This window comes from Kitasatospora sp. NBC_00458, assembly GCF_036013975.1.
In the GTDB taxonomy this organism is placed as follows: Bacteria; Actinomycetota; Actinomycetes; order Streptomycetales; family Streptomycetaceae; genus Kitasatospora.
In genome coordinates this window covers 2,256,110-2,278,739 of the sequence record NZ_CP107904.1, presented here as the reverse complement: position 1 = coordinate 2,278,739, position 22,630 = coordinate 2,256,110, and the positions used below count along the sequence as shown (strand labels likewise).

The 22,630-nt window shown below is 74.4% G+C and carries 22 protein-coding genes and 2 tRNA genes; 11 read left to right on the top strand and 13 right to left on the bottom strand.

The genetic code is table 11. From position 1 onward, the window contains the following. Positions 1-44 precede the first annotated feature (44 nt). On the top strand, positions 45-1,274 hold the full coding sequence (locus OG550_RS08730) for a GNAT family N-acetyltransferase (protein ID WP_327676107.1): 1,230 nt from the start codon (positions 45-47) through the stop codon (positions 1,272-1,274). A gap of 127 nt (positions 1,275-1,401) precedes the next feature. On the opposite strand, the gene cutA is transcribed toward OG550_RS08730, so the two are convergent. After that, positions 1,402-1,734: a divalent-cation tolerance protein CutA gene (cutA, locus tag OG550_RS08725; protein WP_327676106.1), complete on the bottom strand. Its 333-nt coding sequence runs from the start codon at positions 1,732-1,734 to the stop codon at positions 1,402-1,404. Between the two features lie 117 nt (positions 1,735-1,851). Beyond that, positions 1,852-2,493 (bottom strand): hypothetical protein, encoded by a 642-nt coding sequence (locus OG550_RS08720; protein WP_327676105.1) that lies wholly within the window; start codon positions 2,491-2,493, stop codon positions 1,852-1,854. A gap of 196 nt (positions 2,494-2,689) precedes the next feature. Here OG550_RS08720 and OG550_RS08715 point away from each other — a divergent pair, with 196 nt between their 5' ends. The 3 genes from OG550_RS08715 to OG550_RS08705 all read left to right on the top strand — a co-directional run bounded on the left by OG550_RS08715 (position 2,690) and on the right by OG550_RS08705 (position 5,260). After that, on the top strand, positions 2,690-3,796 hold the full coding sequence (locus tag OG550_RS08715) for a restriction endonuclease (protein ID WP_327676104.1): 1,107 nt from the start codon (positions 2,690-2,692) through the stop codon (positions 3,794-3,796). Positions 3,797-3,906: 110 nt separating this feature from the next. Next, a complete protein-coding gene (locus tag OG550_RS08710; protein ID WP_327676103.1) occupies positions 3,907-4,824 on the top strand; it encodes an SDR family oxidoreductase in 918 nt (305 codons plus the stop codon). A 67-nt stretch (positions 4,825-4,891) separates the two neighbouring features. Beyond that, the gene (locus tag OG550_RS08705) at positions 4,892-5,260 is read left to right on the top strand and encodes a DUF6191 domain-containing protein (protein WP_327683747.1); all 369 of its coding nucleotides are present in this window, start codon (positions 4,892-4,894) and stop codon (positions 5,258-5,260) included. Here the strand turns inward: OG550_RS08705 and OG550_RS08700 are convergent. The 5 genes from OG550_RS08700 to OG550_RS08680 all read right to left on the bottom strand — a co-directional run bounded on the left by OG550_RS08700 (position 5,193) and on the right by OG550_RS08680 (position 8,947). Next, positions 5,193-5,558 (bottom strand): DUF2283 domain-containing protein, encoded by a 366-nt coding sequence (locus OG550_RS08700; protein ID WP_327676102.1) that lies wholly within the window; start codon positions 5,556-5,558, stop codon positions 5,193-5,195. The two genes, OG550_RS08705 and OG550_RS08700, sit on opposite strands and share 68 nt — an antisense overlap. A 64-nt stretch (positions 5,559-5,622) precedes the next feature. Continuing rightward, a complete protein-coding gene (locus OG550_RS08695) occupies positions 5,623-7,032 on the bottom strand; it encodes an SDR family NAD(P)-dependent oxidoreductase (RefSeq protein WP_327676101.1) in 1,410 nt (469 codons plus the stop codon). A 28-nt stretch (positions 7,033-7,060) separates the two neighbouring features. After that, a tRNA-Ala gene (locus OG550_RS08690) sits at positions 7,061-7,133 on the bottom strand. Between the two features lie 8 nt (positions 7,134-7,141). Beyond that, positions 7,142-7,213 (bottom strand) — tRNA-Glu (locus OG550_RS08685). Positions 7,214-7,420: 207 nt separating this feature from the next. Beyond that, entirely contained in the window at positions 7,421-8,947 is a 1,527-nt protein-coding gene (locus OG550_RS08680; RefSeq protein WP_327676100.1) for a carbohydrate binding domain-containing protein, read from the bottom strand. 202 nt (positions 8,948-9,149) lie between these two features. On the opposite strand from OG550_RS08680, the gene OG550_RS08675 reads away from it, so the two are divergent. Both OG550_RS08675 and OG550_RS08670 read left to right on the top strand, forming a co-directional pair. Further along, positions 9,150-9,869 carry a GDSL-type esterase/lipase family protein gene (locus OG550_RS08675; RefSeq protein WP_327676099.1) on the top strand — a complete coding sequence of 240 codons (720 nt, stop codon included), beginning with the start codon at positions 9,150-9,152 and terminating at the stop codon, positions 9,867-9,869. 107 nt (positions 9,870-9,976) lie between these two features. After that, the gene (locus OG550_RS08670; protein WP_327676098.1) at positions 9,977-10,933 is read left to right on the top strand and encodes an aldo/keto reductase; all 957 of its coding nucleotides are present in this window, start codon (positions 9,977-9,979) and stop codon (positions 10,931-10,933) included. A gap of 130 nt (positions 10,934-11,063) precedes the next feature. Here the strand turns inward: OG550_RS08670 and OG550_RS08665 are convergent, their stop codons facing one another. From OG550_RS08665 to OG550_RS08650, 4 genes are all read right to left on the bottom strand, one after another. After that, positions 11,064-11,687, bottom strand: coding sequence for a GNAT family N-acetyltransferase (locus tag OG550_RS08665; RefSeq protein WP_327676097.1), 624 nt, complete (start codon positions 11,685-11,687; stop codon positions 11,064-11,066). Between the two features lie 75 nt (positions 11,688-11,762). Beyond that, the gene (locus tag OG550_RS08660; RefSeq protein WP_327676096.1) at positions 11,763-12,440 is read right to left on the bottom strand and encodes a nitroreductase family protein; all 678 of its coding nucleotides are present in this window, start codon (positions 12,438-12,440) and stop codon (positions 11,763-11,765) included. An 84-nt stretch (positions 12,441-12,524) separates the two neighbouring features. After that, on the bottom strand, positions 12,525-14,162 hold the full coding sequence (locus tag OG550_RS08655; protein ID WP_327676095.1) for an ABC-F family ATP-binding cassette domain-containing protein: 1,638 nt from the start codon (positions 14,160-14,162) through the stop codon (positions 12,525-12,527). Positions 14,163-14,408: 246 nt separating this feature from the next. Further along, complete coding sequence (locus tag OG550_RS08650; RefSeq protein WP_327676094.1) at positions 14,409-15,572, bottom strand: trypsin-like serine peptidase; 1,164 nt, start codon at positions 15,570-15,572, stop codon at positions 14,409-14,411. Between the two features lie 595 nt (positions 15,573-16,167). On the opposite strand from OG550_RS08650, the gene OG550_RS08645 reads away from it, so the two are divergent. Then, positions 16,168-17,775 carry an ABC-F family ATP-binding cassette domain-containing protein gene (locus OG550_RS08645; RefSeq protein WP_327676093.1) on the top strand — a complete coding sequence of 536 codons (1,608 nt, stop codon included), beginning with the start codon at positions 16,168-16,170 and terminating at the stop codon, positions 17,773-17,775. An 80-nt stretch (positions 17,776-17,855) separates the two neighbouring features. Here the strand turns inward: OG550_RS08645 and OG550_RS08640 are convergent, their stop codons facing one another. Then, positions 17,856-19,382 carry a S41 family peptidase gene (locus OG550_RS08640; protein ID WP_327676092.1) on the bottom strand — a complete coding sequence of 509 codons (1,527 nt, stop codon included), beginning with the start codon at positions 19,380-19,382 and terminating at the stop codon, positions 17,856-17,858. A gap of 435 nt (positions 19,383-19,817) precedes the next feature. On the opposite strand from OG550_RS08640, the gene OG550_RS08635 reads away from it, so the two are divergent. Together OG550_RS08635 and OG550_RS08630 are read left to right on the top strand one after the other, a co-directional pair. Then, positions 19,818-20,030, top strand: coding sequence for a hypothetical protein (locus tag OG550_RS08635; RefSeq protein ID WP_327676091.1), 213 nt, complete (start codon positions 19,818-19,820; stop codon positions 20,028-20,030). 76 nt (positions 20,031-20,106) lie between these two features. Further along, entirely contained in the window at positions 20,107-20,478 is a 372-nt protein-coding gene (locus tag OG550_RS08630; RefSeq protein WP_327683745.1) for a toxin Doc, read from the top strand. Between the two features lie 90 nt (positions 20,479-20,568). Here the strand turns inward: OG550_RS08630 and OG550_RS08625 are convergent, their stop codons facing one another. Further along, positions 20,569-21,228 carry a Pr6Pr family membrane protein gene (locus tag OG550_RS08625; protein ID WP_327676090.1) on the bottom strand — a complete coding sequence of 220 codons (660 nt, stop codon included), beginning with the start codon at positions 21,226-21,228 and terminating at the stop codon, positions 20,569-20,571. 180 nt (positions 21,229-21,408) lie between these two features. On the opposite strand from OG550_RS08625, the gene OG550_RS08620 reads away from it, so the two are divergent. Then, positions 21,409-22,134 carry a hypothetical protein gene (locus tag OG550_RS08620; RefSeq protein ID WP_327676089.1) on the top strand — a complete coding sequence of 242 codons (726 nt, stop codon included), beginning with the start codon at positions 21,409-21,411 and terminating at the stop codon, positions 22,132-22,134. Next, complete coding sequence (locus OG550_RS08615; RefSeq protein WP_327676088.1) at positions 22,131-22,547, top strand: hypothetical protein; 417 nt, start codon at positions 22,131-22,133, stop codon at positions 22,545-22,547. The genes OG550_RS08620 and OG550_RS08615 overlap by 4 nt, the downstream gene beginning before the upstream one ends. Positions 22,548-22,630: the final 83 nt, after the last annotated feature.

The window sequence follows — 22,630 nt, the reverse complement described above, 5'->3', positions numbered from 1 at the left end:
GCCACGGGAGGTGGCGCGGACGACCAGGGGAGGCCGCAGAACCGATGGAGATCCGTGCCACGACCGAGCAGGACCGTGAGGTGTTCATCGCCACGATGCACTCGGCGTTCGGGCTGTTCCCCGGCACCACCACCGAGGACGGCGGCGGGGCCTGGTGGTCGGCGTTCGAGCCGGACCGCGGCCTGTTCGCAGTGACGGACGAGGGCCGGCCCGTCGGCACCGCCGCCGCGTACTCCTTCGAACTGACCCTGCCCGGGGGCGCCGTCGTCCCGGTCTCCGGCGTCACCGGCGTCGGAGTCGCACCCTCGCACCGGCGGCGCGGCGCGCTCACCGCGATGATGCGGCGCCAGCTCTCCGACATCCGCGGGCGGGGCGAGTTCCTCTCGGTGCTGCTGGCCTCGGAGGCCGTGATCTACCGCCGGTTCGGCTACGGACCGGCGACGTACACCAACCGGCTGACCGTACCGCGCCACCGGGCCGCCCTCGCGACCCCGAAGGCCGGTGGCGAGGACACCGGCTCCGTCGAACTGCTGCGGAGCGACGACTGCCGGGAGATCCTGGAGGACCTCTACGACCGCTACCGCCGCACCCAGCCCGGGGCGCTCTCCCGCCCGCACCGCTGGTGGGCCCTGCGGGCCGGACAGGCCCCGATCTCCCCGGCGCCGCGCTACGTCGTCCTGCACCGCGACGCCGGCGGCACCCCGGACGGCTACGCCAGTTACGCGCTCGGCGACCCCGACCGGGTGAACGGGAGCAGCATCCTGACGGTGGACGAGGTCATCGCCCTCGACGACCACGTGTTCACGGCGCTGGCCCGGACGGTGCTCGGCCACGACCTGATCGGCCAGGTCGTGTTCAAGCACGTCCCGGCCTGGCACCCGCTGCGCTGGCAGCTGGCGGACATCCGCGCCGGCCAGACGGGCGCCGAGGACGACTGGCTCTGGGTGCGGCTGCTGGACGTCCCGCGCGCCCTGGCCGCACGGGAGTGGTACGCGGACGGGGAGCTGGTGCTCGACGTCGACGACGCCTTCCTCGGTGAGCGGAACCGGTACCTGCTGACCGTCCGGGACGGCAGGGCGGAGTGCGTCGAGACGGACCGGGAGCCGGACCTCGGCCTCGACGTGAGCGACCTGGGCTCGGTCTACCTCGGCGGCACCACCCCGAGCACCCTCGTCCGCGCCGGCCGCATCCGGGCCCACCGCCCCGGCGCGGCCGCGGTCGCCGACACCCTCTTCCGCACGGAGCAGCCGCCGCACTGCCTGCACTGGTTCTGACGGCGCAGCGGGACGAGGACGCTCCACCGCTCCTCGCCCCACCCGCCGCGGCCACCGCAGCCGCGCCCCCCGAACCCGGCTCGCTCCCCGCGCAGGAAGTCGATCCCGTCGACTTCCTGCGCTCCTCTCACCGCCCCGCCGTCTCCGTCCGCACCCACTCCAGGTACGCGGCGCTGCCCGCCACCACCGGCACGGCGACGACCTCGGGTGTGTCGTACTCGTGCCGTTCGCCGATGAACTCCACCAGTTCGGGGGCGAGTTCGGCGCGCGTCTTGAGGTCGATCCGCCACTCCGCCGCGTCCTGGACCTCGCCGTCCCACCAGTACACGGACCGGATCGGGTACACCTGCGCGCAGGCCGCGAGCCGTGCCCCCACCACGTCCGCCGCCAGCGCCCGGGCCTTCGCCTCCTCGTCGTGGGTTGTGGTCACCACGAGAAGCTCACCGCTGTTCGTCGCCATGCCGGAGAGCGTAGGGCCTGCCCGGTGGGTCGGGGCGGCGTCGAGTGCCCATCGCTCCGAGTCACCCGAGGGGCGGGGGGATCCCCGCGTCCGGTCCTGTTCAGCCGCCGGTCCCGTTCACCCCAGGCGGCGCGCTTCGAGGAGGTAGGTGAAGGGGGTGCGCTCCCTGGCCGGGGGAGTCAGGGAGGCCGCCGCTCCCGAGAGGGCGAGGAGCGCCCCCACGGGATCGGCCTGGTGCAGGGTCCAGGCGGCGCCCGCACCGGCGAGGGCCAGCGACGCCAGCGGGCGGCCCCATGCCCGGCGGGCCCGGCGCAGGGGGTCCGGGCGTCGCCGGGTCACCGCGCCGGTCTGCAGGAGTTCGTCCACGCGTGCGGCCCTCACCTCGACGGGGCCGAAGTGGTGGTTGCTGATCGAGCCGCCGTCGCCGCCCAGGACCTGTGGTCCGGTCTGCGGGGCGCGCGGAGCTTGCTCGTTGCGCGCGTAATGCCGGGCGCGTTGGGCGTACTCCTGGACGACGTGCGCGCTCTCCACGTCGAGCCAGGTGTCGGGCTCCAGGTTGTGCAGCAGCCCGGCGGCGTGCAGCGGGCCGGCCAACTGCTCCTCGCGGGCGACCGTCGTCTCGAAGTGGTGGCCGGGCAGCAGCAGGGCGAAGCCGTGGAAGTAGAGCAGCAGGCTCTTCATCCGCCCCACGGAGCCGTCGTCCCAGATCCAGCCCGGGTAGTAGTGCGCCAGGTCCGGTGGCGCGCTCTCAGCGCTCATTCGACCGGTCTGGCGGTGGGCCGGGGCCGCGCGGAGGCGTTCGGGCGGATTGCCCGTCCCGATCCGACGACAGGATCCGTGTGCGGCGGTAACCTACTCACCTACCCAGCGGGGGACGCACACAATCCGTCCTGAAGTCGCCATTTCTGACACGTACCTGACGCCTCGTCAGTCGGGTGCGTTCGAGGGAGTACCTATGTCCCGGAGCCGCAAGCTCCACCGCCTCAGCAACCCCGACACCGCAGAGCGCCGCGCGCAACGGATGCTGTTCCGGCACCTCCGTGACGACACCAACGCCAACCGCGGCCGGATGGCACGGCGGGTGCGCGAACTCCAGCTGCTGCTGGAGATGGACCCGATCGAGTTCGAGCGGCTGATAGCCCGGCTGATGGAGTCGATGGGCATGAAGGTCGAGCTGACCGCCCGGTCCAAGGACGGCGGGGTGGACGTCCGCGGCATCGACAGCGACCCGTTCCGCGGCGGGAACGTGATCGTGCAGGTCAAGCGCTACCGGGACACGGTGACGCCGTCGGTCGTGCGGGACCTCTACGGCACGCTCCAGCACGACCGCGCGGCCACCAAGGCCGTGCTGGTCACCACCAGCAAGTTCGGCCCCAGCTCGCACCAGTTCGTCTCCGGCAAGCCGATCACGCTGATCAACGGCTCGGAGCTGGTCGGCCTGCTCAAGCACCACGGCTTCCACGAGATGTTCGCGCCCGCCTACGCGAGCGCCGCCGCCGCGGACGAGTCGGCCGACGGCGCCCCCGCGATCGAGGTGGCCGCCGAGCCCTCCCGCCTCCTGCTGCACTGGACCGGGGAGGAGGAGTACGACATCGCCGCGCTCGTCTGCCAGGGCAACCGCGCGCTCTCCGACGACCACCTCGTCTTCTACAACAACACCGCCACGCCGGACGGTTCGGTCCGGCTCGTCACCGGCTACGACGACGCCAACGCCTGTCTGATGGTCGACTTCGAGGCGCTGCCCGCGGAGGCGGACCGGCTCGTCGTCATCGCCGCCGCCGACACCGAGAACCACCCGGGGGCGACGATGGCCGGGTTCGCCGGCCCGGCGCTGATCCTCGAAGCGGGCGCCGACCAGGACGCGGCCGTCGTCCACCTCGCCGACGGTGCGGAGTCCAACATCGCGATGCGCCTCGGCCGCTTCGACCGTGACGAGGCGGGGGACTGGGACTTCACCCCCGCCCTCGCCGGGTACCCGGGCGGACTGCGTCAGGCCGTGGTCGCCTACGGCCTGGAGGTCGCGGACACGGAGGAGGCCCCGGAGCCGGCGCCGGTCGCGTGACGGGCACCGGCGCGGCGGGCCGTCGGCGGGTGTGCCCCCGTGCGCGGCACGGGGGCGGTCCGTCGGCCTGCCGCCGCCGGATCGCCGGACCCCCGACGTAGGCTCCGGCCATGCCGAAAGCACTGGAGGACAAGATCGCCCTGGTCGCCGGTGCGACCCGGGGCGCCGGCCGGGGGATCGCCGTCGAACTGGGCGCGCAGGGCGCGACCGTCTACGTGACCGGCCGCAGCACCAAGGGGAAGCGCTCGGAGTACGACCGGCCGGAGACCGTCGAGGAGACCGCCGAGCTGGTCACGGCCGCGGGCGGCACGGGCGTCCCCGTGGTCTGCGACCACCTGGAGCCCGCGCAGGTCGAGGCGCTGGTGAAGCGGATCGACACCGAGCAGGGCGGCCGGCTGGACGTCCTGGTCAACGACATCTGGGGCGGCGAACTGCTCTTCGAGTGGGAGAGCACGGTCTGGGAGCACGACCTCGACAAGGGCCTGCGGCTGCTCCGCCTCGCCGTCGACACCCACGCGATCACCAGCCACCACGCGCTGCCGCTGCTGCTGCGCAGGCCCGGCGGACTGGTGGTCGAGATGACGGACGGCACGGCCGAGTACAACGCGGACCGCTACCGGGTGTCGTTCTTCTACGACATCGCCAAGTCGGCGGTGCTGCGGATGGCGTTCGCGCTCGGCCACGAACTCGGCCCGCGCGGCGCCACCGCGGTGGCGCTCACCCCCGGCTGGATGCGGTCCGAGATCATGCTCGACACCTTCGGCGTCACCGAGGAGAACTGGCGCGACGCCACCGCGCGCATCCCGCACTTCGCCATCTCCGAGACGACGTCGTACGTCGGCCGCGCGGTCGCGGCGCTGGCCGCCGACCCCGAAGTGTCCCGCTGGAACGGGCAGTCGCTCAGCAGCGGCCAACTGGCGCGGGTCTACGGCTTCACCGATCTCGACGGCAGCCGGCCCGACGCCTGGCGGTACATGGTGGAGGTCCAGGACCCGGACCTCCCGGCCGACACCACCGGCTACCGGTAGCGGCTGCGGGCGGAACGTCCGTGCACCGTCGACGCGTTGGACGGGCATGGTGACGGTGACCGTGGTGATGGTTCTTCTGGCGCTGCTGATCGGGCTCGTCGTCCTGGTGTCCGTCCGCCGTTCGCTCTGGCGCGGCGGGCGCGGCGGGCGCGGCGGGCGTGCCGGGCGTGCCGGGCGCGCCGCCGGACCTGGGCGGTCCGGCAGCGGCGTCGGGCTGGGGATGACGGCGTTCGAGGAGCTGCACGCGCTGTTCAGCGCGGGCAAGCGCGTCCAGGTCGAGCAGCGCCAGGCCCGGCTCGTCCTGCGCGACGACGACCACTCCGGTGCCCGGCCCCGCACGGGCGTCGACCTGGAGACGGGCACCGCGGTCATCCGGCGGGAGCGGGAGCGGGAGCGGGAGGTGGAGGTGGAGGTGGAGCGGGGGGCGGAGCGCTAGCGGGACCGGCGTCGGCCCGCGCGCCTACGGTGCCCCCCCGTGACGTCGGCCCGGTCGGGAGGGCTGATCCGCCGGCCTGTTCCGGCGGCCGCAGGGAGGGGTGCAACTGCCGTTCGGCGGACAGGAGTTCGATGCCCAGCAGGCGGCCCCGGGCGTCGAAGTCGAGCACGGCCTCGCCGCCCGAGTCGTCCTCGGCGACGACCTGGCGGACGGCGTCGCCCGGCCGACGGGCCGGGTCGTCCGGGGTGAGGACGTAGAGGTACGCCACGTCGTTCTCGGCGTCGAAGGTGAGGTGCACGGGGTGAGGCCTACCCGGGTTCGTCCGACGGTTCAGGGCGCGGGGGAGGGCGGTGGCACCGGGTTCACCACGCCGCCTCGCGGTAGTCCTTGAGGAAGACGCCCGAGACCGGGGATCCGGCCTCGCCGCGGACGATCGGGTCGTAGACGCGGGCGGCGCCGTCGACGACGTCGAGCGGGGTGCGGAAGCCCGCGGCGGCGAGCCGGGTCTTCTTGGGGGCCGGGTTCTCGTCGGTGATCCAGCCGGTGTCGACGGCGCACATGTGCACGCCCCGGGCGGCGAGTTCCTCGGCGCTGGTGCGGGTGAGCATGTTGAGCGCTGCCTTGGCCATGTTGGTGTGCGGGTGGCCGCCGGTCTTGTTGAGCACGGCGAACCGGCCCTCCACCGCCGTGACGTTGACGATGTAGCGACGCGGCCGCGGGGCGGCGAGCAGCAGCGGCAGCAGCCGGTCGCAGAGCAGGGCCGGGGCGAGCGCGTTCACCAGCTGGGTCTCCAGCAGTTCGGCCGGGTCGAGCGAACCGAGCCGGGCCGACCAGGAGTTGGCCGGGGCGGCGTCCGGCAGCAGTCCGGCCTCGTCGGCCTGCTCGGGCAGTACGGCGGGGACGGCCGACGCGTCGGGGAGGGCGAGTCCGGTGGTCGGCCAGGCCGGGGCCAGGGCGGGCATCGGCCGGAACCCGGGGGCGTGCACCACGGCACGGGCCTCGGCCGCGGGCAGCGCGGACCGCTCGCCGGCGGCCAGCAGGGCGTACGACTCGGGCGGGCGCCGCAGGGTCTGCGCGGCGTTGTTGACCAGGATGTCCAACGGGCGCCCGTCGGCGCGCAGTCGCTCGGTCAGGCCGAGGACCTGGCGCGGGTCGCGCAGGTCGATGCCGACCACGGTGAGCCGCTCCCACCAGGCCGGGCTGCCCTCCGCCGCGCGGAAGCGGCGCACGGTGTCGTGCGGGAACCGGCTGGTGACGATCAGCTCGGCGCCGTCGCGCAGCAGCATCAGCGCCAGCTGGAAGCCGATCTTCACCCGGCCGCCGGTCAGCAGCGCGCGGCGCCCGCGCAGGTCGGTGCCGAGGGTGCGGCGGGAGGTGTTCTCGGCGGCGCAGGCGCCGCAGAGCATGTGGTAGAAGGCGTCCACCTCGCGGTAGGGCTGCTTGCAGACGTAGCAGCGGCGCCCGCCGCGGAGTTCGCCGACGGGTCCGGCGGCGGGTGCGGGGGCGAGCGGGGCGTCCTCGCGGCGGTCGCCCGCGCCGGTGGCGGTGGCGGCGAGCAGTTCGGCGTCGGCCGCGCGGTCCACGGCGCGCCGGCCCTGGCGGCGGCGCTTGCGGCTCTCGCGGACGAAGGACTCCAGCTGGCGCTCGGCGTGCTGCCTGGTCCGGTGGCCGACGGGCAGCGCGCGCAGGCGGCCGAGGGTGCGGCTGAACGCGGCGAGTTCCTCGGGGGAGACCTCTTCGGTCGTCGTGCCGCCGTCGCTCCGGACCGTCATGTCCGCCCCCTCGTGCGTCCCACCGAAGTGGTCCCGGCCGGATTCGAACCGGCGTCCTCCGTGATGCGGTCACGGTGCGCCTGCCTCTGCGCTACGGGACCCGGTCCTGCCCGGGAGGCCGGATTCGGACCGGCGTATCCGCCATGAGGAAGCGGCGCGCCTGCCTCTGCGCGACACCCGGACAGTGGGAGGACTGTAACGGGAGGCGCCGGGAACGCACGATCGAATATCCACCCGGGGCGGGGCGGGGCGGGGCGGGGCGAGGCGGTGGCGGGGCGGGGCGGTGGAGGGGCGAGAGGGGCCGGCGGCCCCGGACGTGCCGGTGCCGGCGGCCCCTCCTCCTGGCGGGGGCCGCCGGCACCGGCGTGCGGGACGGCTCGGTGGCCGGTCAGCCGCCGTACTGGGCGAAGATCTTCGCGAACTCGTACGGCTGCTGCGGGATGTTGGTGCACTTGAACAGGCCGCCGGTGCAGGCGTTGGCGTCCCGGGTGGCGTCCCAGAAGGCCAGCGTGCCGAGGTGGTGCTGCCGCGCGAAGGCGACCAGCTGCTGGGCGTCGGCCTGGTTGTAGACCTGGTGGTCGTCGTTCTCGCCGATCATCGGCGTGACCCCGACCATGGCCCACAGCTGCGCGTCGGTCTTCGCCGGGTGGAGCACCTTGAGCTGGTCGTGGAGCGACTGCGCGGCCTGCACGGCGGCGTCGCCGTAGTCGGCTCCGGCGCGGTAGTAGTCCATCGCCATGATGTTGACGAGGTCGACGGTCACGCCGGCGTCCCGGGCCGAGCGGACGATGGCGACGCCCTCGGAGGTCAGGCCCTCGGGCAGCACCGGCAGGGTGAAGGAGACCTTCAGGCCGGGGTGGGCCTTCTGCAGCCGGGCGAGCGCGGCGGACCGGCGCTCGTTGGCGGCGGTGTCGGCGATCGCGGCGCCCTCGATGTCGAAGTCGGCGTAGCGCAGGTCGTAGGCCTTCACCACGGCGTCGTACTCGGCGAACAGCGAGTCCACCGTGGTGCAGGTGGCGGCGAGTTCGCTGCCGCTGGCGCCGCCGAAGGAGAGCTTGACGTCGCCGCCGGCCGCGCGCAGGGCGTCGATCTGGTCCTTGGCCCAACCGGTGCGCGGGTCGTAGGCGTTGAACCAGCTGGCCTTGCAGCCGACGCCGGTGACGAAGCCCATGGTGAAGGACTTCAGATTGCCGGCCCTGGCCATCGCGGGCAGGGACGGCGTGGGCCAGGCGCCCATGTCGACGTACGGGGCGACCGGGAGCGCGACGCCGGGCGCCGGGGTGGTCGGGCCGGTCGGGTTCGGCGTGGTCGGAGGGGTGCTGGTCGGCGGTGCGGTGGTGGGCGTGGTGGGCGGCGGGGTGCTCGGGGTCCCGCCGGGGCCGGAGAGCACGACGTCGTCGGCGAGGTAGGCGCCCTGCCCGTACCAGCCGTGCAGGTAGACGGTGACGGCGGTGGTGGCCGGGCCGGTGGTGAAGGTGGTGGAGAGCTGCTGCCAGCCGGTGCCGCCGGGTGTCCAGACGGCCGGGTCGGTGACCCCGCCGCCGGTCGCGCCGAGGTACACGTACTGGCCCTGGACCCAGGCGCTCAGCGTGTACTTGGTGTTGGGCTGCACCGCGACGTTCTGCCCGCACTGCGCGGTGTCGCTGCTGCCGGCGGCCCCGCGGAGTGCGTACGAGCCGCCGTGCGCACCGGTGCCGACGATGGTGCCGGTGGTGCCGGAACAGCTCCACGGGCCGAGCGCGCCGCTCTCGAACCCGGAGTTGCCGAGCAGGTCGCCGTCGGCCGCGCCGGCGTTCCCGGCGACGGCGGCGAGGCCGCCGGCCGCGAGGGCGACGGCCCCGGCGAGGCCGGCGAGCTTGGTGCGGGTGGTCGGGCGGCGGTGCCGGGCGGGGGCGTCGTGGGGCGCGCGTGGCATGGGGGTGCCTCTCGGGGACGGGGCCGCCGCCCGTCGCGCGAGGGGGAGGAGGCGCGGCGGACGGCGGTGGACGGGGTGGTCCGGTGGGGGAGTTGCGCGGTGCTGCCCATCAACCTGGACTAGACCACCTGGGCACGTCAAGGACCCTCGGCGCAGTGGAGGCAGGTCGCAGTCCGGCTTACGCGGACCTTAAGGTTCCGGCATGACCGGAGAGATGACGAAGGATCTGCGCATCGCCTTCATCGGCGACTCGTTCACCCAGGGGGTCGGCGACCCGGAGTACCGCGGCTGGGTGGGACGGGTGATGGCGGCGACCTGGGCGGACCTGGTCGGACCCGCGGGGGACGGCGTGAGCGCGGGGGCGCCCGGGGCCGACGGGGGCGCCCGGTCCGCCGACGTGACCGTGTTCAACCTGGGCGTCCGGCGGAACACCTCGGCCGACGTGCTGGCCCGCTGCCGGGCCGAGACGGGGGTGCGCGCGCTGCCGGGGGCGGACAACCGGCTGGTGCTGTCGGTGGGCGCCAACGACACCACGGTCGAGGACGGCCGCCCCCGGGTCGCGTCCGCGCAGTGCCTGCGGAACGTCGCCGAACTCCTGGACGGCGCCCGGGAGCGCGGGTTCGCGACGCTGGTGGTGGGGCCGCCGCCGGTGGTCTCCGGGGGCGCCGGGCGGCTGGCCCGGCAACTGGAGCTGGCCGAGGGGATCGCCGGGCTCTGCGCCGTCCGCGGGGTGCCGTTCGTCGCCGTGACGCGGGCGCTGGCCGAGGACCCGCTCTGGGTGGCGGAGGCCGCGGCCGGGGACGGCGCGCATCCGGGCGCGGGCGGCTACCGGAGGCTCGCGGAGCTGGTGCTCGACGGCGGGTTCCGGGAGTGGCTGACGGGCGGCCGGCTGCGACACGCCGGGGCGGCCGGGCGGGCTTGACCTAGAGCGCACTCCAAGGGGGAGGCTGGTCACCGGTGATCCACCCGGGGCCGGAGCCGGCCGCGGCCAACGGACCATCCGCCGTCGATCCACGAAGGAGAACCGTCATGCGCAACGCCACGCTCGGCAGCGAGGGCCCCGAGGTCGGAGTGATCGGCCTCGGCTGCATGGGGATGACCTGGGCCTACGACCCGCAGAGCCGCGACGACGAGGCCTCGGTCGGGGTGGTCCGGCAGGCGCTGGACCTCGGCGTCACGCTGATCGACACCGCCGACATCTACGGTCCGTACAGCAACGAGGAGGTGGTCGGCGCCGCCCTGGCCGGGGCCCACCGGGAGCGCGCGGTGCTGGCGACCAAGGTCGGCCTGGTGCCGGGCAGCGGCACCGAGCGGGTGGTCCGCAACGGCCGGCCCGAGCACGTCCGCCGGGCGATCGACGAGAGCCTGCGCAGGCTCGGCACCGACCACGTCGACCTGTACCAGCTGCACCGGGTGGACCCGGAGGTGCCGATCGAGGAGACCTGGGGCGCGCTGGCCGAGACGGTCGCCGCGGGCAAGGCCCGCCGGATCGGCCTGTCCGAGGTGAGCGTCGAGGAGATCAAGCGGGCGCAGGCGGTGCACCCGGTGGCGTCCGTGCAGTCCGAGCTGTCGCTCTGGACCCGGGACGCGCTGGCCGAGGTGCTGCCGTACACCGAGGCGGAGGGCATCGCGTTCCTGCCGTTCTCGCCGCTCGGCCGGGGCTTCCTGACCGGCAGCATCTCCTCCTTCGACGAGCTGCCCGCCGACGACTTCCGCCGCTCGCTGCCGCGCTTCCAGCAGGACGCGCTGAAGGCGAACCTGGCCCTGGTGGAGAAGGTGCGGGCGGTCGCCGAGCGGCTCGGCGCGACGCCCGCGCAGGTGGCGCTGGCCTGGGTGCTGGCGCAGGGGCGGTACGTGCTGCCGATCCCGGGCACCAAGACGCCGCGCTACCTGGCCGACAACGCGGGGGCGGCCGACCTGGCGCTCTCGGCGGCCGACCTCGCCGAGCTGGACGCGCTGCCGGCGCCGACCGGCGGGCGGTACTGAACCACCCCGGACGGCGGCCCGCCCGGCCCGGCCCGCTCCGGCCCGGCCCGCTCCGGCCCGGCCCGGTTCGTTCCCGGCCCGGGCGGGCACGGCGCGGGGGCTCCCGGCGCCGGCCGCCGCCCGGTCGCGGTCAGCCCTCCTTGACCCAGACCATCTTCCGCCCGGTCTCGCCCGGTGCCCGCAGCGCGGCGTCGGCGATCCGGTCGAGGCGGTAGCCCAGCCGGCGCGGCACCGCGGCGCTGGCGGTGTTCGCCTCGTCGCAGTGGATCTCGACCCGTCCGATGCCGGGCAGTGCCAGCGCCGCCCCGGTGACCGCCCGGGCGGCCGCGGTGGCGATGCCGCGGCCGAGGCGGTCGGCGCTCAGCCAGTAGCCGAGCTCCAGCGCGCCCGGGCCGATCCGCCCGTGCAGGCCGAACGAGCCGATCACCCGGCCGGGCTCGGCGTCGAGGCCGACCAGGTAGATGAAGTCGGTGCCGGCGTCCCAGGCGGCGGAGCCGGCCGCGGCGAGTTCGGCGGTCTGGGCCGGAGTGGGCGCCTCGGCCGCCCACTCCAGCCAGGGCCGCAGGTGGTCCAGGTTGGCCCGGACCGCGGCGTTGAGCGCGGGTGCGTGGGCGGGGGAGCGGCGCCGCAGGGTGATCCCCCCGGCCGGCCGCAGGAGTTCCGGCGGCCGGCCGGGGCTGACCGCGCCGGGGGAGGTGCGCGGCGCCCCGGGCCCGGGCACGTCCCCGCACGGCTGTGGCATGACGTGGCTCATGACAGCGATTATGTCGACGTCCTGTACCTGTCACCACCGGCCCGGCGGCGGGCGTCGGCACCCGCCGGGGGCGCGTCAGAGGCGCACCAGCACCTCGTCGAGCTCCTTGCGCTGCAGATCGGGCACGCGCGCCCCCTCGGCCGGGTAGCCCACCGGGATCACGTACGCCGCACGCTCCTCCAGGGGCCGTTCGCACACCTCGTTGAGGAACTTCATCGGGCTCGGGGTGTGGGTCAGGGTGGCCAGGCCCGCCTGGTGCAGCGAGGCGAGCAGCAGGCCGACCGCGATCCCCACCGACTCCTTGGTGTAGTACGGGCGCGGCGAGTTGGGGCCCTTGTGCACCTCGAAGACGACGATCACGGCCGGCGCGTCCTCCAGGAACGGCTTCTGCCAGTCGGTGCCGATCGGGGCCAGCGCGGCCAGCCACTCCGCGGAGGCCCGGTGCGCGTAGAACTCGCGCTCCTCCTCCTCGGCGGCCGCGCGCAACTGCCGCTTGCGCTCCGGATCGGTGATCACCACGAACCGCCACGGCTGGACGTGCGCACCGCTCGGTGCGGTGTTGGCGGTGCGGATCGCCCACTCGACCACGCCGTCCGGAACCGGTCGGGTCGAGTAGTCGCGGACGGTCCGGCGCTGCGCCATCACGTCGTGGAAGGTCCTGCTCCGTGCCTCGGCCTCGTGGGCGGGCACCGTCATCGGGCGGAGCGGGACGCTCGGGTACGGCGTCCCGGCTGCCGGGGTGCTGTCAACCATGGCCGACAGCACAGCACATGACGACCGGCCGGGGAAGGGGTCCGGTCCAGACCACTTCCCCGGCCGGTCACCGGGCCGTCCGGTTCAGCTCTCCTGCACCCGGCCGCCGCCGACCTCGATCCGCCGGTTCACCGCGACCGTGTCCAGCATCCGGCGGTCGTGCGTGACCAGCAGCAGGGTGCCGGTGTACGAGCCCAGCGCCGACTCCAGCTGCTCGATCGCGGGCAGGTCCAGGTGGTTGGTGGGCTCGTCCAGCACCAGCAGGTTCACCCCGCGCGCCTGCAGCAGCGCCAGCGCGGCCCTGGTCCGCTCACCGGGCGACAGCGTGCCGGCCGGCCGCATCACGTGCACCGCCTTCAGGCCGAACTTGGCGAGCAGGGTGCGCACCTCCTCCGGCGACAGCTCCGGCACGGCGGCGGCGAACGCGTCCGACAGCGGCTCGCCGCCCAGGAACAGCCCGCGCGCCTGGTCGACCTCGCCGACCACCACGCCGGAGCCCAGCGCGGCGCTGCCCGAGTCGAGTTCGAGCCGGCCGAGCAGCGCGGCCAGCAGCGTGGACTTGCCCGCGCCGTTGGCGCCCGTGATGGCCACCCGGTCGGCCCAGTCGATCTGCAGGTCCACCGGGCCGAGGACGAAGTCCCCGCGCCGGACGGTGGCCCCGCGCAGGGTGGCGACCACCGAGCCGGAGCGCGGCGCGGTGGCGATCTCCATCCGCAGCTCCCACTCCTTGCGCGGCTCCTCGACGACGTCCAGCCGCTCGATCATCCGCTGGGTCTGCCGGGCCTTGGACGCCTGCTTCTCGGTGGACTCGGTCCGCATCGCACGGCCGATCTTGTCGTTGTCGGAGGACTTGCGGCGGGCGTTGCGCACGCCGTGCTCCATCCAGCCGCGCTGCATCCGGGCCCGGGCCTCCAGACCGGCCTTGGTGTCGGCGTACTCCTCGTACTCGTCGCGGGCGTGCCGGCGGGCCGTCGCACGCTCCTCCAGGTACGCGTCGTAGCCGCCGCCGTACAGGTTGACCTGCTGCTGGTGCAGGTCCAGCTCCAGCACCTTGGTGACGGTGCGGGCCAGGAACTCGCGGTCGTGGCTGATCAGCACGGTGCCCGCGCGCAGGCCCTTGACGAAGGACTCCAGCCGCTCCAGGCCGTCCAGGTCGAGGTCGTTGGTGGGCTCGTCCAGCAGGAAGACGTCGTAGCGCGAGAGCAGCAGCGAGGCGAGGCCGGCCCGGGCGGCCTGGCCGCCGGAGAGCGCGGTCATCGGCAGGTCGAGGGAGACCTTCAGGCCGAGCGAGTCGGCGACCTCCTCGGCCCGCTCCTCCAGGTCGGCGCCGCCCAGGTCCAGCCAGCGGTCCAGGCTCGCCGCGTAGGCGTCGTCGGCGCCGGCCACCCCGTCCACCAGCCCCTGGGTGGCCTCGTCCAGCTCGGCCTGCGCGGCGGCGACCCCGGTCCGGCGGGCGAGGAAGTCGCGGACCGACTCGCCCGGGCGGCGCTCCGGCTCCTGCGGGAGGTGGCCGATGTTGGCGGAGGCCGGGCTGAGGCGCAGCGAGCCGCCCTCGGGGGTGTCCAGGCCGGCCAGCAGGCGGAGCAGGGTCGACTTCCCGGCCCCGTTCACGCCGACCAGGCCGATCACGTCGCCGGGGGCGACGACCAGGTCCAGGCCGGAGAAGAGGGTGCGCTCGCCGTGGCCGGCGGCGAGGTCCTTGACGACGAGTGTGGCGCTCATGATGACCCGATTCTAGGCGGGCCGGGAGGCCCGCCGTGGGGGCGGCGGGGGAACTGCGCGGCCCGGGGGCGCGGGCCCGCCTCCCGGGCGGTCCCCCGGGAGGCATCCCGGGTGGTCTCCCGGGGGCCTCCGAGGAGGCCGGCGGGGCCGCGGCGGAGCGGCTCCGGAGCGGCCCCGGGAACGCCGCCGGGGCCGCAGCGGAGGTGCTGCGGCCCCGGCGGGCACGGACTCAGGACGTGCCGTGGGTCACTTGCTCTTCTTGGAGAAGTAGTCCAGCGCGTGCTGCGCCACGTCGTCCAGGTACGGCCCGGCCTCCCAGGTGTTGTCGAACCCGCCGATGGAGGTGTCCGAGACCAGCACCTGCTTGCCGTCCTTGGTGGCGAACCAGCCGCCGCCGCTGTCGCCGCCGGTGCCGTTGCAGCCGGTCATCAGCATGGTCGGACGGGCCGGGTCGATGGTGCGCCGGGCCGGCTTGCCGGCCTCGCAGTGCTCCAGCTCCATGCCGTCGAACGGCTTGCCGGCCGGGTAGCCGTAGGTGGTCACCGAGGTGATCTGCTCGCGCGGGGCGTTGAACCAGATCGGCACCGAACCGCCGACGACCTCCTCCAGCGACTTGCCGCTGCCGTCCGGGTTGGCCACCTTGAGGATGCCGAAGTCGTACTGGCTCCAGGGGCCGCCGTTCTCCGGGTCGGCCTCGCCCGCCCACTGCGGGGAGATCATGCCCGCGACCGCGCCCCACTCGCCGTACGGCTCGGCCTGGGCCAGCGAGCCCTGCTTGCCGCCGGTCAGCGCGCCGGAGCTGTTGAACGCCGGGGCGAAGGTGATGTTGGTGTGGTACTTGCCGCCCTTGCCGCCGTGCAGGCAGTGGCTGGCGGTCCACACCAGGTTGCTCTTGCCCGGGTTGGCCGGGTCGGAGACGACGGTGCCGGAGCAGACGTACTCGTCGCTGCCCTTCTGGAAGAACAGCTTGCCGTTCACGTGCTGCGGCTTGGCGAACGGGTGCGGCTCGGGCTTCATCTCGACCGGCTTCGGCTGCGGGTCGTTGCCGCCGCCCGGCGGCTGCGCCGGCGGCTGGGTGGGCTGCGCGGTCGGCTGGGTGCCCGGGCCCGGCTTGTAGGGCTTGGCCTTCAGGATCTTCTGGAGGTCCCAGTAGCCCTTGACGGCCGGGGTGATCACGTTCTGCTGGGCCCACTTGTCCCAGTCGTCGAAGCCCCACTTCTTCAGCTCGTCGACGCTGGGCAGCTTGATCGGCGCCGCGCCGGGCTTGTCGGTGGAGCCGGCGGTGACCGCCGGGGTCGGCGCCGCGACCGGGTCGCTGTTCTCCGGACCGCACGCGGTCGCGACCACGACGGTCAGGGCGACGACGGAGGCGCCCAGCGCGGCACGCCTCGCCCGGGATATCGGTGACATGAGTTCAATTCCCCCTGTGGATGCACACCACGGCGCCGCGAACCCCCCGTGGGTCGCGGGTGTGGCGGGTGTTGCAGGGGAGGAGTCTGCCATGCGGGACCGACCGGTCCCGCGCCCCGGACCGGTCAGGGACGCCGCCGTCACCGGATCGGCACGTGATCGGCACGGAACGGCCAACGGGAAAACCGGTTGCGCGGCTCCGCGGGCCTTCGTAACGTGATCCCCGTCAGCCACCAGAACAGGAGAAGGCCGTTGCTCTACTGAGGTCCCGAGACACCGCCCCCGCCGCGCCGCAGCCATGCCGCTGCCCGTGGTCCGTGAGTGTGCGAGTGCCCGACCTCAGTGGTGAGCCGGCCCGGCGTCCCCCGTCCTCCTGACGATCCCGGCCGCGTCCCGGCCCACCCCTCCCGGCCTCCGCCTCCCCCCGCGGTGTCTCCCGTGTTGCTCCGCGACCACGTGTCGCCCCGCGACCCGCACCGCCGTCCCGCGACGACGCCACCGCTGCACGCGATCACGTCCCCGCCCGACGGCCGCCGGGCCGCCCCACGACCACGGCCGGTGACCGGCCACGTCCGGCAACCCCCGGGAGGCTTCCATGGCACAACCCACCACCTCGCTCCTCTGCACCGACCTCTCCTTCGAGTGGCCGGACGGCAGGCCCGTCCTCGACGGCTTCCACCTCGCGGTCGGCCCCGGCCGCACCGGGCTGATCGGACTCAACGGCGCGGGCAAGTCCACCCTGCTGCGCCTGCTGGCCGGCGAGCTCACCCCCACCTCCGGCACCGTCAAGGTGGCCGGCGAGCTCGGCTACCTGCCGCAGGGCCTCACTCTGGACACCGGCCTGCGGGTCGACGAGGCGCTCGGCGTCCGGGCCGTCCGCGAGGCGCTGCACGCCGTCGAGGCGGGCTCCACCGACCAGCGCCACTTCGACGCGGTCGGCGACGACTGGGACGTCGAGGAGCGCGCCCGCGCCCTCCTCGACCGGCTCGGCCTGCAGCGGCTCGACCTGGACCGCACCACCGGCGAACTGTCCGGCGGCGAGGCGGTGCTGATGCGGCTCGCCGCCCTGCTGCTGCGCCGGCCCGACGTCCTGCTGCTCGACGAGCCCACCAACAACCTCGACCGGGCCGCCCGGGAGCGGCTCTACGAGACGGTGGCCGGCTGGGGCGGCGTGATGGTGATCGTCAGCCACGACCGCGAACTGCTCCAGCACGTCGACCAGATCGCCGAACTGAGGGACGGGCAGGTCACCTGGTACGGCGGGAACTTCGCCGACTACGAGCACACCGTCGCCGCCCAGCAGGAGACGGCCGAGCGGCTGCTGCGCAACGCCGAGGCCGACGTCCAGCGCCAGAAACGGGACTTGAGCGAGGCGCGGATCAAGCTGGAGCGCAGTGCCGGCTACGGCAAGAAGCGCTCCGTCACCCGCAACGACCCGCACATCTTCGCCGGCAAGCTCAAGCGCCAGGGCCAGGAGACGGCCGGCCGCCTCCAGGGCATGCACACCGAGCGGCTGGAGGAGGCCAGGCGCCGGCTCACCGCCGCCGAGGAGGCGGTCCGGGACGACGCCGAGATCCGGATCGACCTGCCGCGGACCGCCGTCCCGGCCGGCCGCACCGTGCTCACCCTGGACAAGGTCCGGCTGCCCTACGGCACCACCGCCGACCTCGACCTGCGCGGGCCCGAGCGGATCGCCCTGGTCGGCCGCAACGGATCGGGCAAGACCACCCTGCTGCGCACCATCTCCGGCGAACTCGCCCCGCTGGAGGGCGAGGTGACCACGCCGGTGCCGCTGCGCCACCTCCCGCAGCGGCTCGACCTGCTGGACGACGGGCTGACCGTCGCGGGGAACGTCAAGCTGTTCGCGCCCGGCGCGGGGGACAACGCGATCCGGGCCCGGCTCGCCCGGTTCCTGTTCCGCGGCGGCCGGGCCGACCAGCTCGCCGCCACCCTCTCCGGCGGCGAGCGGTTCCGGGCCACCCTGGCGGCGCTGCTGCTGGCCGACCCGCCGCCGCAGCTGCTGCTGCTCGACGAGCCGACCAACAACCTCGACCTGGCCAGCGTCCGCCAGCTCACCCAGGCGCTCGCCGCCTACCAGGGTGCGCTGGTCGTGGCCAGCCACGACCTGCCGTTCCTGCGGGGCCTCGGCATCACGCGCTGGCTGGAGCTGGACGGCGAGCTGAGGACGGTGGATCCGATGTGACGGGCGGTCGGTGAGGGTGGTCGGTGTCGGGTTACCGGTGTCGGGCCGGGGTCTGCCGGATCGGTGGCCCGGCCCGGCGCCTAATCCGCCGCCGTCCCCGGGGTGCCCAGGAGGACGCGGCGGGCGGCGGTCAGGGCGGAGTCCCGGCCCTGGGCCAGTTCCTCGTCGGTGAGGACCGGAGTGGCGAGGTCCGGCGGGATGCCCGGGCCGTCGAAGGTGGTGCCGGCCCGGGTGAGGAACTTCTCGTTCGGCAGGATGACGGTGAACGTGTCCGAGACGGGCTTGAACATGATGTCGGAGAACACGCCCTGGGTGTTCTCGCCGATCCGGACCGCCGCCGGGCGCCGCTCCATCAGAGCCTGGGTGAAGGTCTCGCCCGCGCTCACCGTCGAACCGGCGGTGAGCAGGGCCACCGGGCCGGTGAACCTGGTCGCGGCGGCGGGCCGGACCCGGACCTGCTGCGGGGCGGTGAACCGGGTCGGGTCGGCCGGGTCGTTCCGGGCGACCTTGCGGTAGGCGAGGTACGGCCGGTCGGTGAGCCGGGCGGCGATCCGCAGCCCCAGTTCGTCCGAGCCGCCGCCGTTCAGCCGGAGGTCGACCACCAGGCCGTTCAGCCGCCGGGGGTGGGCCAGCAGGGCGTCGAGGGCCCGGTCCAGCTCGGCGGCGTGGTCCTGGTAGCCGCCGTCGTCGACGTACCCGTCGAAGCCGCTCACCCGCAGGTAGCCGATCCCGTCCGGGAGTTCGCCGACCCCCAGCAGGCCGCGGCCGAACGTCCGCTCCGGGCCGACCAGTTGGGCGGCCACCGCCTTCGCCGACAGCTCCCGCACCTCGTCGGTGGGCTCCCGGGTACCCGGCCGCAGGCCGCCGAAGACGGCGCCGATCCCGCCGCCGGCGCGCTTGCGCCCCAGTGCGGTGTGGGCGTCGCCGAGCGGCTGGAGCATGTCGACGAAGACCTGCTGGAGCTCGTCGTCGGTGGTCCGCGGAGTGATCAGCGCGCGCTTCTCGTCCCGGAGGGCGTGCCAGTCGATGCCCTTGGCGGCGAAGAACGGGTAGTTCTCCTCGAAGGTCGCCCAGAACCGGTCGAAGGTGGAGAGCGGATCCTGCGGCGCCGGCTGCCGGCAGAGCGCCGGCAGGCCGCCGGGCAGCCGGGCCAGGTTCTTGGTCGCGGTGGCCCCGTCCTCCTTGTACACGGCCCGGTTGCGGCCGTCGGGGGTGACCGTCAGTTCGGCGTACGCCTTGCCGGGCCGGCCGAACCTGACGGCTCCGCCGTGTCCCGCGGCGCCGACCTGCTCGCCCTTCAGCCAGCCGGGGGTGCAGCTGATCCGGGTCACGTCGTAGGTGGTGAGCGTGGTTCCGGTGAACTCGACGATCGTCCCGTAGCCGTCCACCTGCCAGGCGCCGGCCAGCCGGCCGACCCCGGGCCGGGCCGCCCCGCCGTCGCCGGTGGGCGCCGCCCCGGCCGCGCCCACCGCGCCCGCGGTCACCGCGAGCGCCATCGCGGCCACTCCTGCCGTCCGGGCGGCGGCCCGCGCGGCCCGCGCTGCTCCGGGGCGCGTCCGCTCGTCCGCCTGATTCGCCGTCCTGGCGGGGGCGTTGCTGTGCTTCATCGTCCGTCTCCGATCGTCTCGGGGGTCCTCTGGAGTCCTCTGGGGTTCTCGGGCTGTCCGGCGCCGTCCGGCGGTGCTCGTAGTCGCCGTGCCGGCACCGCGATCCCCGCCGCCGCCCGCCCCGCACCGCCGTGACCGTCACCCCTGAAACCCATACCGGCCCCCGCCGTCGCCAGGTTCAGGCCTCCCCCGCGGAACCCCTCCGCCGCCCACGACCGACGGTACGGATCCGCCCCGCCCCGGCACGTCCACCCGCAGTGCGGTCCCCACCGAGACCCCGGAGGTACGTTCCCGCCGCCCCGCCTCCCCCCGGAGGCGTACGGGCCCGGACCGGACGGCGCCATCGCCCGCGCCCCGCCGGGCCCCGGCTCCGGCCTTCCGCGGGCGGCGCCGGTCCGGTACCCAACTCCCGTACGCTCCAGTACCATCGGCGCCATGCCAGCGCTCAACATCGAGTACACGGAGCACGAACTCGCCGCCATCCGCGCGGCCGCCGCCGCCGACGGGAAGAGCGTCAAGGCGTACGTGCACGACCTCAGCGTGCGGGAGCAGCAGCGGCGGGTCTTCGTCGATCACGCGGTGGCGTTCTGGCGCGCGCACCGGGAGGAGTTCGACGAGGCGTTCCCGGAGGACGCACCGGCGGCGTGAGCGCGGGAGCCGTCGACCACGGGTACGGGTACGGGTGCGGCCGGGGCGCGGGTGCGGCGGGAAGGGCGGCCCGGTGATGCTGCTGCACGTCGATCTGCGCTGGCTGCTCGACGTCCAGGAGCAGGCCTCGCCCGAGGACCTGAGCGTGCGGGACTACTCGGCCCTGCAGGCGGCCGTCGCGCGGCACCGGGTGAACACCGCGCAGCTCGGCGACGACGCCGATCCGGCCTGGTGCGCGGCCACGTTGATGCACACCATCGTGCTGCTGCGCCCGCTGCCGGTGCGCAACAACCTCTACGCCTGCATGACCACGGCCGCGTACATGCACGCGGCGGAGGAGGGGATCGATCCGCCCTACGGCGCCCTGGTGGAGCTGGCCCGGGACATCGGGGAGGGGCGGGCGGACGTGTTCGCGGCGGCCGACCGGATCCGCTCCTGGAGGATCTGAGCGGGAACCGGACCGGCCGCCGCGAGGACGGAACGGGACGGGGCGGAACGGGTCGGGGCGGAACGGGCCGGCAGGGCCGGGGCCCGCCGGTCAGGCCTCGGCGGAGGCGGTGCCCCGGCGGAGCCTGCCCGCGACCAGGGTGCCGAGCCGGTCCAGCCCCACCACGGCGGCCCCCAGCACGACGAACTCGACCGTCAGCAGGGCGATCTGGCCCCAGACGTAGGCGTACCCCTCGGTCGTCGGGTCGAAGAAGAAGTAGGGGTAGGGCATCGGGTAGTTGGAGAAGAGCGCGTTGCGCGCCAGCACGATCGCCGCGTAGCCGAGCGGGAACGCCAGCCAGAGCGGGATGTCGCGCCAGGAGGACGCGTTGCGCGGCCGGAGCACCAGCCAGTCGGCGATGACCAGCACCGGCGTGACGTAGTGCAGGAAGAACGACGACCAGTGCTGGAGCTTGTCCGGTCCGTCGAAGAGCCCGGGCAGCGGGTTGGCGCCGTGCTCCAGCAGGACGTGCGAGACCAGGCCGGTGATCAGGATGTACAGCGTGGCGGCGCCGCGCAGCCGGGGCGCGGGGGCGTCGACGGTGTTCCGCTTGACCATCCAGTAGACGGCGCCGGTGAAGTAGCCGAGCACGATCACGTTGCTCTGGACGGTGAAGTACACCAGCGGCGCGGTCTGGAGGGTCAGGCCGAGGCCCGCCGAGAGCACGATGCCAAGGCGCCACCAGAGCGCCGGGCTGGTCCGGACTGACATGCGGTCACCAGTTCGTTTCGGGTGATACGGGAGGTATCGGACGGGCGGAGGGGGAGATCGCACTCTACCCGCCGGTAGCTCCGGGGTGAAAGAAGGCTCCCGCCCGGCGGTCCGGCCGCCCGGGCCGGGGCCGCCCCGCACGATGAATGCCGGCCGGAGGCCCTTCCCTAGGCTTTTCACGTGTCCCACAGTCAACTCCCCGGCCTGGCACGACCCTCTGTGCCCGGCACGCAGCTCATGTGGCGTCTCCACGGCCTCAAGCAGGAGATCTTCTGCGAGTACGGCCACCCCTGGTTCGATCTGGACGCGTGGTTGTCGGAGCGCGTCGACCGGTGTTACCGGACCGTGTGGGCCCGCTTCCGGCCGGAGCACCGCTTCGGCGGGTTCCGGGCCGAGGTCCTCAAGGAGGCGGCCCGGCACCGGGCCGTGCTGCTGGACCCCGGCTACGCCGGACCCCGGGCGGGCTCGCTGCAGCCGCTGCTGCCGTTGCTGGGAAACCTGATCAGCACGGAAAGGATGTACATGCTCACGCAGGACGACACGTGGATAACCGATGGCGCCTATCGAACGGCCGCTCTGCTGGCGGGGCTGGCCCACGTCGACGAGGAGCTCGCACCCGCGCGGCGCCTGGTCTTCCACTGCCGGGCCGTGCACGGTCTGAGCCTGGCCCGGAGCGCCGCCGTCACCGGCACCTGCGAGCGTACGGTCGCCTCGACCGGCTCGCAGACCTGGCGCGCCATGAGGGACGACAAGATCGACACGGCCGCCGTGACGGTGTTCCTCCGGGACGTCACCGGCGGGTGCACCCCGGAGCGGGACGGCGGCGACGGACCGTCGGCCGCGGGGGAGGACGGCGCCGCGTCCCGGACGCGGCCCACGACGGACGACAAGGAGGCTGGTCGGTGACTTCTTCGGGATTCAAGCACGGCACCCCGCCGGATCTGACGGCCCGGTCCGGACCGCGGCACCGGACGTGGGCCGGGTCGGACGCGGACCTCGCCGCGGACCAGCAGCGGATGGCCGCCGGGCTGATGCAGCGGTCGGCGGAGCGTCGATCGGTCGGCCGCCGCCGGACCGACCGGATCGTCGCGAGGCTTCCGCTGCGGTCGGCCGCCCTGTTGGTGGCCGTCGTCATCAGCGTCCCGCTGGTGATGACCGGACACATCGAAGCGATGGGCGGCTTCCAGGCCGGGATCGTGTTCATGCACGTGGTGGCCGTCGGGCTGGACATCCGGAGTTCGGCCCGTGAACCCGGCTTCGACTGGCGCAGGCGGCACTCGGTGTCCTCGCGCGCCTTCCCCCGCCACCCGCTCGACTGAACCGCCGCCCGTCCGGCGACCCCGCGGATTCCCTGCCCCGGGCGCCGGACGAGCCGGAGGAACAGCCCACCGCACCACACGGA